The organism is Streptomyces sp. PCS3-D2, assembly GCF_000612545.2.
In the GTDB taxonomy this organism is placed as follows: domain Bacteria; phylum Actinomycetota; class Actinomycetes; order Streptomycetales; family Streptomycetaceae; genus Streptomyces.
This window is the reverse complement of the sequence record NZ_CP097800.1, coordinates 3,916,555-3,929,000: the sequence shown is the minus strand read 5'-3', so window position 1 is coordinate 3,929,000 and position 12,446 is coordinate 3,916,555. Positions and strand designations below refer to the sequence as shown.

Genomic DNA, 12,446 nt, shown 5'->3' with positions numbered 1-12,446 from the left:
AATCGCGCGGAGATTGTCGGACCATCCCCCTAATGTGTCTGCCACTCCGGGATCAGTGAGGGGGGGACCTCGCGATCGCCGAACCATCCACACATGCACGCGAGGTGACGCCCCATGACGTCCACACCCATGCCGGCCCCCACATCCACACCCGTGTCCGCCGCCCACAGCTTCCAGGTCGACCTGCGTGGTCTGGTGGACCTCCTCTCCCACCACCTCTACTCCAGCCCGCGCGTCTACGTCCGCGAGCTCCTGCAGAACGCGGTGGACGCGGTCACCGCACGCCAGGCGATCGACCCGGAGGCACCGGTCCACATCCGGCTGACGGCTTCCGGCGGCCGGGTGACCATCGAAGACAGCGGGATCGGCCTGACTGCCGCCGAGGCCCATTCGTTCCTCGCCACCATCGGCCGCAGCTCCAAGCGGGGCGGCGAGGACGGGTTCCCCGAGCAGTCCCTGGAAGCCACCCGAGGAGACTTCCTCGGCCAGTTCGGCATCGGACTGCTCGCGTGCTTCGTCGTGGCCCGCCAGATCCGCGTGGTCACCCGCTCCGCCCGCGACCCCCGAGCCGCCCCCGTGGAATGGCTGGCCGCGGACGACGGCTCCTACACGGTGCGCGAACTGCCCCACGCGGCCCGCCCCGAGCCCGGCACCACCGTCGTCCTGGAAGCCCGGCCGGGTGCGGCGGAATGGATCCTCCCAGCCAAGGTCGAGGAACTGGCCCGCGACTACGGCTCCCTGCTCCCCTACGACATCACCTTCGACGACGGTCAGGGCGGCGAGCCGCGACCCGTCACCGACCGGGCCGCCGTCTGGGAGCGCGCGTTCCCCACCCCCGCCGCCCGCCGCGTCGCCCTGGCCGGACACTGCGCCGAACTCTTCGATTTCACACCCCTCGACAGCATCGACCTCGACCTGCCGGTCGCCGGCGTGCGCGGGGTCGCGTACGTCCTGCCGGACCCGACCAGCCCCGCCCACCGGGCCGGACACCGCGTCCACCTCAAAGGCATGCTGCTGACCCATCGGGCCGACAACCTGCTGCCGGACTGGGCGTTCTTCGTCCGCGCCGTCATCGACACGGACACGCTGCGGCCGACCGCCTCCCGGGAGAACCTCTACGACGACGAGACCCTCTCCGCCGTACGGGAAGCCCTCGGCGCCCGCATCCGCGGCTGGCTCGCCGAGCTCGCGGCCGGCGACCCCGAGCGCCTGGCCTCGTTCCTCCAGGTCCACCACCTCGGTGTGAAGTCCATGGCCCGGCACGACCCCGAGCTGCTGGGACTGATGCTGCCCTGGCTGCCGTTCGAGACCAGCGCAGGTTCGATGAGCCTGCAGGAGTTCGCGGCCGCCCACACCGACATCCACTTCACACGCACCGTCGAGGAGTTCCGCCAGATCGCGCCGATCGCCGCGGCCCACGGCCTCGGCGTCATCAACGCCGGCTACACCTACGACGCGGACCTGCTCGCCCTGCTGCCCTCCGTACGGCCGGAGCTCAAGGTGACCGAACTGGACGCGGGAGCCGTCACCGAACGGCTCGACCAGGTGCCCACCGCGGACGAGCTGGCCTTGGCGCCCTTCCTCGCCACCGCGCGCACCCGCCTCGCATCCCAGCACTGCGACGTGGCGCTGCGCGCCTTCCAGCCCGTCACCGTGCCCGCGCTCTACCTCGACGACCGCCAGGCCCGCCAGGAACGCGACCGCACCGCCGCGCTGGAGAGCGCCGACTCCCTGTGGAGCGGCATCCTCGGGTCGCTGCGTGGATCCGCGCCCCGCGCGCGCCTGGTCCTCAACCACAACAACCCGCTGATCCGGCGGATCTCCGGCCTGCAGGACGAGGCGCTGACCGGCACCGCCGTCGAATCGCTGTACGGACAGGCCCTGCTGATGTCCCAGCGGCCGCTGCGCCCCGCCGACTCCGCGCTGCTCAACCGGGCCTTCCTCGGGCTCCTGGAGTGGGCGACGCACTCATCCGCGAACCCCACCGATGCCCGTGACGGCGAGGAGGACCCGAAGTGACGACGCTGACGCACGAGGAGATCGTGCGAGGACTGGCGGAGAACCGCGAGGCGCCCAACGGCGCCGCGCGCAACGCGCATGCCGAGGCGCTGGCCGGCGCGGCCGAGGCCTGCGGTAACCGCGCCCTGTTCCGCGAGGCCCTGAACAACCTGATCAACGCCTACCTCTACAGCTCCGAGTCACCGAAGATCCTCGTCCCCTTCGCGCGGCTGCTCCAGGAGTACGACAAGGACCCGGCGGCCTTCTGCGAATGGGAAACCCACTCGCTGTTCTGGCAGTTCAAGTGGGTGGCCACGGCCATCGCCGACTCGCCCGACATACCCCTGGAGTCGGCGACCGGCTGGCTGGAGGAGATGGACCGCCGCTACCGGATCGCCGGATACAGCGAGCGCCCGGTACGCGACGCCGAACTGTGGCTGGCCCATGCCACGGGCGACGACGAGCGTGCGGAGCGCGCCTTCCGGAGCTGGCTGGCGGCGGAGCGGGACGACATGAGCGACTGCCAGGCCTGCGAGCTCGGGGACCAGGGCCACTACGCCATCCTGCAGGGCGACGACACCGAGGCCCTGGAGCTGTGGCGGCCGGTCCTCACGGGCGAGCTGATCTGCGCCGAGGAACCGCACCGCGTCCTCGCCAGCTCGCTCCTCCCGCTGCTTCGGCTCGGCCGGACCGACGAGGCACGCTCCAACCACCTGCGCGGCTACCGCCTGGCCCGCGGCAACGACAGCCTCCTGCCGTCGGTCGGCGAACACATCGAGTTCTGCGCGCTGACCGGCAACACCTCGCGCGGCCTGGAGATCCTGGCCGAACACGCCTCTCACGTGGCGCCCCTCGCCAACCTCGACGACCGGCTGTCCTTCCACGGCGGCATCCTCGTCCTGCTGCACCGCCTGCGGGAACTGGGGCACGGAGACCTCCCGGCGGTCTCCTACGAAGGCACCCCCCGCACCGTCTCCGGGCTGTACGAGGTGTTGTACGCGGGCTGCCTCGACATCGCCGGGCAGTTCGACGCGCGCAACGGCACCACCCGGGTTTCGGAACGGTTCCTCGCGCGGGTCGTCCGGGAACCGCTGGCGGTGGACCTGCCGCTGGGGGTGCGCAGCACAGGACTGCCCCGGCCCGCCGACACCTCCGTCATGTCCGTCCCCGGCCCCGCCGCACCCGGGACGGCCGTCGCGTCCATCGGGTTCGCCGAGCTGGTGGAGCGGGCCCGTGATGCCCGGGACCTGGGCCATCCGGGCGCGGACGCGCTGTGGGCGGAGGTGGCCCTACGACTGGACGCACAGCCAGGGGCGGATCCGCTGGTACGCGCCGACCTCGCGGACCAGCGGGCCCTGGCCGCCGCCCGGGGCGGGGCACCGGAGGCGGGCGAACTCCTGGCCGCCATCCGGGACGAGTACCGGGCGCTCGGCCGGGCGGAACGGGCCGCCCTCGCGGAGCTGCGGATCGCGGGCGCGGCCGCTCAGTCCGGCGCCGCACCCGACGAGGTCCGCGAACTGCTGCGGACCGCCCGGCGATCCGCCGAGGCACTGGACCACGCCGAGCCGCGGCGAGCGCGGCGGATCGCCCTCGCCGAGCTCTCCACGCTCCGTCTGGAGTCGTACCTGCGCACGGTGGAGTCCGCCGACCCGGGCGGGCACCACGACCACGATCACGGCCAAGTCCACTCCCACCACGGGGTTGAGGAGCACGGTCACGCTGAGCTCGCCGCCGACCTGACCGCCTTCATCGCCGACCACCTGGAGACGGCGCCGGACCTGGTGGCGGAGGCCGAGGAGATGCTGGGCCGGGTAGCCCTGGCGCAGGGCGGCCCGGAACGGGCTCTGCCCCTGCTGGCGGCGAGCGCTGCCCGGGCGATCGAGGCAGGGCGCCCCTGGCAGGCGGTGGACCCGCTGGTGCTGCGGGCCGGAGTGCTGATGTCGCTCGACCACACCGAGGAGGCCGAGCAGGCGGCACGGTCGGGCCTGGAGCATGCCGCCGAGCTGACCGATGCCGAGGCGCAGGGCGTGGTACGGCTGACCCTCGCGGACATCCTCCTGCGGCGGGACGGGGACCGGACGGCGGCGGAGGCGGCGGCACTCGCGCTCACCGCTGCCCACTGGTTCGACCGGGCCGGCCTGGGGGCGGACGGCGGGGCGCAGGCCCGGCTGCTCCTGGCCAGGGCGTACGCACGCGACGAACGTACCGCCGAGGCCGCCGAGGTACTGCAGTCGGCCCTGCCGGACCTGCTGGAACACGGCGACGGGCAGACCGTGTTCGCACGCGAGTTCCTGGGCGACCTGCTGCGCCGGCTGGGCGAGCTCCGCCCGGCGGCCGAGCAGTACCTTCTGGCGGCGGAGGTGGCCAAGGACTGGGAGGATTCCCGGCCGCAGGCGAGCCTCGCCCAGTCGGCCGCCGACGCCCTGGACGACGCAGGACTGACCGAGGAGGCGGTCGCCGCCTACGAACGGGCCCTGGAACTGCACCGCAGGACGGGCGCGGACCCTGTCGCCGAGGTGCGGGTGCTGCGCTCCCTGGCCTGGCTGGGGCTGCGCGAGGCGATCTCCGCCACAACGGTGGACCTCGCCCGGGGCCGTATGGGGGAAGCCGCGGCAGTACTGCAGCAGGCGCTCACCGCCGATCCCGGAGATTGCGTCCTGCGGTCCGAACTCGCCCAGACCTGGCACCAGCTGGCGCAGGTGCTCGACCGGTACGCCGCCACCGCCGGGGAGACCGACGGAGCCGAGGACGGCGAGGACGGCGACGGCGACGGCGACGGCGACGGCGACGGCGACGGCGACAAGGACGAGAACGCGGGTGGGCCCGGGTCCGCGTCGCCGAGCCCGGCACAGGTCGACGCACTGCGTCTGGAGCAGATCGAGCTGTGGGACCGAGCCGGCCGGACGTACGCCGAACTGGGCCCCGAGTACCTGCGGGAGCGGTTCCAGTGCCTGAACAACGCGGCCTGGACGGAACAGGAGCGCGACGACGCGGAAGCGGGTGAGGCCCGCGTCACCGCGCTGATCAACGAGGCACGCGCCCTTCCTGAGGACCAGGTGCCGGACTGGCTCCTGCCCTCCGCCGAGCGGCTGCTGGCACAGCTGAACGGCCGGGACGCATAACAGCCCCGTGTCCGGCTCCGGTCGTCGCCGTTCCGCCCGGGAACGGCGACGACCGGAGGATCAGCCATCGAGCTGCGGGAGGGCCTCGGTGGCGATCTTCTCGAAGACCGCCTCGTCCGCTGCGAAGGGGGAGTCGGGGATCGGTGCGTGCACCACCAGCTCCGTGAAGCCCAGCTCGCGGTGTCGGCCCGCGAAGTCGACGAACGCGTCCACCGACTCCAGCACGGTGTTGGCCTCGGGCGTGAAGCCGGTCAGCAGGATCTTCTCCATGGGCTCGGGGGCCCGGCCGATCTCCACGAAGGCCTTTTCGAGCCGTTCGATCTGCCCGCGCAGGGCCTCCAGCGACTGCTCGGGCGTGCCGTTCTCGAAGAGCTTCGGATCACCCGTGGTCACCCATGCCTGCCCGTGCCGGGCGGCGAGCCGCAGACCTCGCGGACCGGTCGCGGCGACCGCGAACGGCAGCCGCGGCCCCTGCACACAACCAGGGACGTTGCGGGCCTCCTCGGCGGAATAGAAGGCGCCCTCATGGGTCACGGAACCTTCCGTCAGCAGCCGGTCCAGCAGCGGCACGAACTCGGCGAAGCGATCGGCGCGCTCACGCGGGGACCATGCCTCCTGCCCCAGGGCCGTGGCGTCGAACCCGTTGCCACCGGCGCCGATGCCCAGCGTGATCCGGCCGCCCGACACATCGTCCAAGGTGATGAGGTCCTTGGCGAGGGTCACCGGATGGCGGAAGTTCGGCGAGGTGACGAGCGTGCCCAGGCGCATCCGCTCGGTGACGGTGGCTGCTGCGGTCAGCGTGGGCACGGCACCGAACCAGGGGCCGTCGCGGAAGGTCCGCCACGACAGGTGGTCGTAGGTGTAGGCGGTGTGGAAACCGAGCTGCTCGGCCCGCAGCCACTGATCCCGGCCCCCCTCATGCCATCGACGTACCGGAAGGATCACCGTGCTCAGACGCAGACTCATGCATCGAGCCTACGGTGGGGGCGAGGTTTCACGTGAAACATCGCCCCCCGATACGTTTCACGTGAAACATCGGCCGGGCCGCAGCCTGGCTCGATCATGGTCCGCCCCTCCCGCCCCATGGGCGAAGATGGAGCGGTGACCTCGGCTTCTCAGCGCCCGGACGGGCCAACCCCCATGCCCCGGCTCATCGCCACCGACCTCGACGGCACCCTGCTGCGCGATGACCAGTCCGTCTCGCCTCGTACCGTCGCGGCACTCGCAGCCGCCGAGGCGGCGGGGATCGAGGTCTTCTTCGTCACCGGCCGCCCGGCCCGGTGGATGGACGTGGTCGCCGACCATGTCCACGGCCACGGCCTCGCGATCTGCGCCAATGGCGCGGCGGTGGTCGACCTGCATGCCGGACGCGAGTTCGTACAGGTCAGGGCCCTCCCGAGGATGGCCGCGCTCTCCGTCGTGGAAGCCCTGCGCGAGGCGGCACCCGGCACGTCCTTCGCGGTCGAACTGACCGCCGGCATCAACTACGAGCCGGGATACCCGCCCTTCTTCAAGGATCCGGGCGCCCGACTCGCGACCGCTGAGGAACTGCTCCACGAGCACGCGGACGAAAGCGCCGCACCCGTCCTCAAGCTGCTGGCACACCACTCCGAGATCACCCCGGACGAGTTCCTCGGACTGGCGCGCTCCGCCGCCGGGGCATTCGCGTCGATCACCCGCTCCAGCCCCACCTCCCTCCTGGAGGTCAGCGGCCACGGCGTGTCCAAGGCGAGCACCCTGGCACTGTGCTGCGCCGAGCGGGGCATCTCCCCCTCCGAGGTCGTCGCCTTCGGGGACATGCCGAACGACGTGGAAATGCTCAGCTGGGCCGGCACCTCCTACGCGATGGGCAACGCCCACCCCGATGTGATCGCGGCCGCCTCCGGCCGTACGGTCGCCAACAACGAGGACGGGGTCGCCCTCGTCATCGAGCGGATCCTGGCCGAGCGCCTCGCGCGACACCTGGGTTAGGCAACGCAGCTACTGGAGCGGGGCCTCCCACACCAGGGTGGTCCCACCGCCGTCCTCCCCAATGCCCGGCCCGTAGGAGCTCGTACCGCCGAGCGACTCCGCCCTCCGCCGCAGGTTGCGCAGACCGCTGCGGCGGCCGCTCGCGGGGATGCCCACCCCGTCATCGGCGACCTCCAGCCTGACTCCGGGCCTGCCGTCGGGCAAGGTGACGGTGCAGTCCAGGACCACCTCGATGCGGGAGGCGTCGGCGTGCCGGAAGGCATTGGACAGCGCCTCCCGCAGCGCGGCGATGAGGTTCTTGCCGACCAGCTCGCCGACGACCGTGTCGACCGCCCCGAGGAAGCGGTGCGCAGGCTTGAAGCCCAGTGGAACGGCCGCCATGTTGATCTCCCTCAGGACGCGGGTGCGTAGCCCGGACGGGGCTTCCACGGGCCCCTGCTGGAGGGCGAAGATCGCCGTACGGATCTCCTGGATCGTCACGTCCAGCTCGTCCACGGCCTTGCCCACTCCGCTGCGAACTTCGGGGACGATCGACCGGCGCTGGGCGCCCTCCAGCATCATCCCGGTGGCGAACAGCCGCTGGATGACCAGATCGTGCAGGTCGCGGGCAATCCGGTCACGGTCCTCGAAAACCGCGAGCCGCTCCCGGTCGCGTTGTGCCTCGGCCATCATCAGCGCGAGCGCCGCCTGCGAGGCGAACTGAGTGGCCAGGGTCCGCTCGGCCTCGCTGAAGGGCCGCTTGCCTCGGGCTCGGGGCGTGACCAGCGCGCCCAGCACCCGCCCGCCGCTGTGCAGGGGCAGCATCATGCAGGGGCCGTACTGGCGGGTGAGCCGGCTGATCATACGAGGATCCGCCGAGGCGTCGTCCGTGAAGACCGGCTCGCCGCGCAGCAGATGGTCGACCACGGGGCTCTCGCCCGGGAGCACGACGCCGAGCGAGGTCGCCGGGTTCTCCGCCGATACGGCGACGATCTCCATCCCGCCGTCCTCGGCCGGCAGCAGGACGATCCCGGCGTCGGAGTCCGCCAGCCGGCGGGCCTGTTCGGCCACCACCGAGAGCGCGTCGTCGGCGTCCCCGCCGGAGAGGAGGGCCGTGGTGACGGCGACCGAGCCGTCGATCCAGCGCTCGCGCTGGGTGGCAGCCTCGTACAGCCGGGCATTGCCGATGGCGATACCCGCTTCGGTGGCCAGCACCCGGACCATGTCCACGTCGTAGTCGTTGAACTCGACGCCGCCGTTCTTCTCGGCGAGGTACAGGTTGCCGAAGATCTCCCCCTGCACCCGGATCGGGACGCCGAGGAAGGTCTTCATGGGCGGATGGTGCGCCGGGAAGCCAGCCGAGCGCGGGTCCTGCGTCAGGTCGGCGAGCCGTACGGTGTCGGAGTGTGAGATCAACGCTCCGAGCAGGCCCCGCTTCCCGTCCGGACGGTGTCCGATCTTCCGGGACACCTCCGCGCTGATCCCGTGGGTGACGAAGTCCGAGAGCCCGCGGCCCTCCGTATCGACGACGCCGATCGCCGCATACCGTGCGTCCGCGAGCTCGGCCGCGGTCTCACAGATGCGGTCGAGCGTGGAGTGCAGCTCCAGGCCGGTACCGACCGACCGCATGGCCTCCAGTAGCTGCGGTACCCGCGCCGTGAGCTCGGTGGACAGTCCGTGCAGGCTTCTGGTGGCCTCGGTGGCGGCGGCCAGGGGGTCCGGTGTCCCCCGTGAGGAATCCGGCAGGGGATCCGGCGGCTCCTGCGACGGCTGCGCTGACATGCCCTTGAGAGTAGTTAGTCCCCATTAGAGGGGAAAGTTGGCCAAAGTCCCGTCCATGGCCCGCTCCCTCTCCAGCATCCGGCGCAGCGGCCCCTCGACCGCGGCCAGCTCCGCGTACCCGCCGCGCTGCACCACCTCGCCGCCGTCCAGCACGAGTACCTCGTCGACCGTCTCCAGGCCGGCCAGCCGGTGCGTGATCAGCACGGTGGTGCGGCCCTCCGTCGCCGCCAGCAGGTCCGCGGTCAAGGCGTCCGCCGTGGCCAGGTCCAGGTGCTCGGCCGGCTCGTCGAGCACCAGTACGGGAAAGTCCGCAAGCAGCGCCCGGGCCAGGGCCAGGCGTTGGCGCTGGCCGCCGGAGATCCGCTCACCGTGCTCGCCGACCAGCGTGTCCAGCCCGTCCGGCAGTCCCTCCGCCCACTCCAGCAGCCGGGCCGCGGCCAGTGCTTCCCGCAGCTGCTCCTCACTCGCCGCGGTGCGGGCCAGCCGAAGGTTCTCCCGGACCGAGCTGTCGAAGAGGTGCGCGTCCTGGGCACAGAGGCCGACGAGCGCCCGTACATCGTCGCCGTCGAGGGTGCGCGCGTCGGCGCCGCCCAGGCTGTAGGAGCCCTCGGCCGGGTCCAGGAAGCGGAGCATGACCTGGGCCAGTGTGGTCTTGCCGGAGCCCGAGGGGCCGACGACCGCGATGCGGCGGCCTGCTTCCAGGGTGAGGTCCAACCCCCGCAGCGCGTCGCGCTCCTGCCCCGGGTGGCGGGCGGAGAGCCCGGCGAGCCTGACCGGGAAGGGCGAGGCGGGAGCCGCGGCAGGCTGCGCCGGCTCAGCGACGGGCACGGGAGTGTCGATGACCTCGTAGACCCGTTCGGCGCTCCGGCGCACCCGCTGGCGGTACTGGACGGCGAGGGGGAGTCCGGTCACCGCCTCGAAGGCGGCGAGGGGCGTCAGCACCGCGACGGCCATGGCCACCCCGGACAGCCGTCCGTCGTGGACCGCGGTCGCGGCGACGGCCGCGGCGGCCACCACCGTGAGCCCGCAGACCAGGGCGGACAGGCCGCCGCCCAGCCCGCCCGCGGCAGCGCCCCGCGCGGCGATGCGCGTCAGCACGCCGTCGCTCTCCCGCACCCGGCCCTTTCGGTCCGCCAGCGCCCCGGCCACGGTGAGTTCCGCGGTGCCGGTCAGTAGATCGGCCACCCGGGTGGCGAGCTCACCGCGTGCCGGCGCGAGCCTGCGCTCAGCACGACGGGCGCACGCACCGCTGACCAACGGCACCCCGACTCCCGCAGCGAGGAGGCCGACGGCGAGCACGGCTCCCGCCTCGGGCAGCAGCCAGGTGGTGAACGCGACGGACCCGGTTCCGACGAGTACGGCGGTGCCGACCGGCAGCAGCCAGCGCAACCAGTAGTCCTGCAGCGCGTCGGCGTCGGCGACCAGCCGGGCCAGCAGGTCCCCGCGCCGGTGTTCGCGCAGCCCGGCGGGCGCGATGCGCCCCAGCCGGCGGTACACCGACACCCTGAGGTCGGCGAGCATCCGCAGGACGGCGTCGTGCGAGACGAGCCGTTCGGCGTACCGGAAGACAGCACGGCCCATTCCGAAGGCGCGGGTCGCGGTGACGGCCACCATCAGGTAGAGGACGGGGGGCTGTTCGGAGGCCCTTGAGATCAGCCAGCCCGACACGGCCATCAGGCCGACGCTGCAGCCGACGGCCAGCGCCCCGAGCAGCAGCCCCAGTCTGAACCGGCCCTGCCATGCCCGAGCCACCGCCCGCACCCGGCGCAGCGGATCGGCTTCCCCCGCATCGGACGAGGTCCCGCCGGGCCGCACTCGCTCGGGAGCGGCCCCGAGGATCCACTCCCCGGCGTCGGGGCCAAGCCCACCGGAGGCCGGCTCCTCGCCGGCCACCGCGGGCCGTACGGTGCGGGGGAGCGGGCCCGATCCGTCGGGGAGGGAACCGGACGTCATGCGGACCACCCGGTCCGCTACGGCGAGCAGGGCCGGCCGGTGCACGACCAGCAGTACCGTCCGCCCCTCGGAGAGCCGCCGGACCGCGTCCACGATGCCGGCCTCGGTCTCGCCGTCCAGCGCCGCCGTCGGCTCATCCAGCAGCAGCACCGGCCGGTCCGCCAGGAAAGCCCGAGCCAGCGCCAGCCGCTGCCGCTGCCCGGCGGACAGACCCGCGCCGCCCTCACCCAGCAGGGTCTCGGCACCGCGCGGCAGGGCGGAGACGAACTCCCAGGCTCCGGCGTCCTTCAGGGCGGCGGTCACCTCGCTGTCACGGGCCCCGGAGCGGGCCAGCCGTACGTTCTCGGCGACGGTCCCGGCGAAGAGGTGCGGACGTTGGGGCACCCAGGCGATCCGCTGCCGCCAGTGCTCAGGCGACAGCTCAGCCAGGTCCACCCCCGCGATCCGCACCCGTCCGGCGGTCGGCTGCACGAACCCCAGCAGCACCTGGAGCAGCGTGGACTTGCCGGCCCCGCTCGGGCCGGTGAGGGCCACGCACTCGCCCGGTCTGACGGCCAGCGAAACGGGCCGCGGCGAGTCCTCGTCACGACCCTCGTAGCGAACGGCGAGCCCGTCGATCTCGATCCGCAGGGGAGCGCCGTCCGGCAGCTCCGCCGTACCGACCGGGCCGGTGGCGGGGGTCTCCAGGATCTCGAAGATCTCCTCGGCGGCCGCCAGCCCCTCTGCGGCCGCGTGGTACTGGGCTCCTACCTGTCGCAGCGGCAGGTAGGCCTCGGGCGCCAGGATCAGGATGACCAGGCCGGTATAGAGGTCGAGTTCGCCGTGGACCAGTCGCATGCCGATCGTCACGGCCACCAGCGCGACCGACAAGGTCGCCAGCAGTTCCAGTGCGAAGGACGACAGGAAGGCAATGCGCAACGTCCGCATCGTCGCCCGCCGGTAGTCGTCGGTGATCTTGCGGATCGACTCGGCCTGAGCCTTGGCGCGGCCGAAGACCTTCAGGGTCGGAAGGCCGGCCACCACGTCGAGGAAGTGACCCGACAGCCGCGACAGGAGCCGCCACTGGCGGTCCATCCGGGTCTGGGTGGCCATGCCGATGAGGACCATGAACACCGGGATGAGGGGGAGCGTGACCACGATGATGGCCGCCGACACCCAGTCCTCGGTGATGATGCGGGCGAGCACCGCGACCGGCACCACGACCGCGAGCCCCAACTGGGGCAGATAGCGGGAGAAGTAGTCGTCGAGCGCGTCCACGCCCCGGGTGGCCAGCGACACCAGCGATCCGGTGCGCTGCCCGCCCGGGCGCCCGGGCCCGAGCTCGGCGGCCCGGTCCAGCAGCCGGCGCCTCAGCTCCGACTTGACCGCCGCACTGGCACGGTGCGCGGCCAGCTCCGTGAGCCATGCGATCAGAGCGCGACCCAGCGCCACCGCCGCGAGGAGCAGGAGCGGCACCCTGAGTGCCGCGCCGTCGAGGCCCCGTTCGAAGGCTCCGACCACGATCTCGGCGATGAGCATCGCCTGACCGACGACCAGCCCCGCCCCGGCCAGCCCCAGGGCCACCACCGCCCCCAGGAAGAGGCGGGTGGAACGGGCGTACCGGAGCAGGCGCGGGTCGATCGGTTTCACGTGAAACATCCT

At 72.6% G+C, this 12,446-nt stretch carries 6 protein-coding genes; 3 read left to right on the top strand and 3 right to left on the bottom strand.

Translation table 11 applies throughout. The annotated features are described in order from the left end of the window. The first annotated feature begins 114 nt into the window (after positions 1–114). Both AW27_RS17165 and AW27_RS17160 read left to right on the top strand, forming a co-directional pair. Positions 115–2,019: an HSP90 family protein gene (locus AW27_RS17165; RefSeq protein WP_037920287.1), complete on the top strand. Its 1,905-nt coding sequence runs from the start codon at positions 115–117 to the stop codon at positions 2,017–2,019. Beyond that, complete coding sequence (locus tag AW27_RS17160; RefSeq protein ID WP_052030343.1) at positions 2,016–5,120, top strand: hypothetical protein; 3,105 nt, start codon at positions 2,016–2,018, stop codon at positions 5,118–5,120. Before AW27_RS17165 ends, AW27_RS17160 begins: the two co-directional genes overlap by 4 nt. A 60-nt stretch (positions 5,121–5,180) precedes the next feature. Here AW27_RS17160 and AW27_RS17155 read toward each other — a convergent pair whose 3' ends face one another. Continuing rightward, positions 5,181–6,086: an LLM class flavin-dependent oxidoreductase gene (locus AW27_RS17155; RefSeq protein ID WP_037920290.1), complete on the bottom strand. Its 906-nt coding sequence runs from the start codon at positions 6,084–6,086 to the stop codon at positions 5,181–5,183. Between the two features lie 117 nt (positions 6,087–6,203). Between AW27_RS17155 and AW27_RS17150 the strand changes: the two genes are divergently transcribed. After that, positions 6,204–7,091 carry a Cof-type HAD-IIB family hydrolase gene (locus tag AW27_RS17150; protein ID WP_106967581.1) on the top strand — a complete coding sequence of 296 codons (888 nt, stop codon included), beginning with the start codon at positions 6,204–6,206 and terminating at the stop codon, positions 7,089–7,091. A 9-nt stretch (positions 7,092–7,100) separates the two neighbouring features. Here the strand turns inward: AW27_RS17150 and AW27_RS17145 are convergent, their stop codons facing one another. After that, the gene (locus AW27_RS17145; protein WP_052030344.1) at positions 7,101–8,852 is read right to left on the bottom strand and encodes a sensor histidine kinase; all 1,752 of its coding nucleotides are present in this window, start codon (positions 8,850–8,852) and stop codon (positions 7,101–7,103) included. Between the two features lie 24 nt (positions 8,853–8,876). Continuing rightward, complete coding sequence (cydD, locus tag AW27_RS17140) at positions 8,877–12,434, bottom strand: thiol reductant ABC exporter subunit CydD (RefSeq protein WP_037920296.1); 3,558 nt, start codon at positions 12,432–12,434, stop codon at positions 8,877–8,879. Positions 12,435–12,446: the final 12 nt, after the last annotated feature.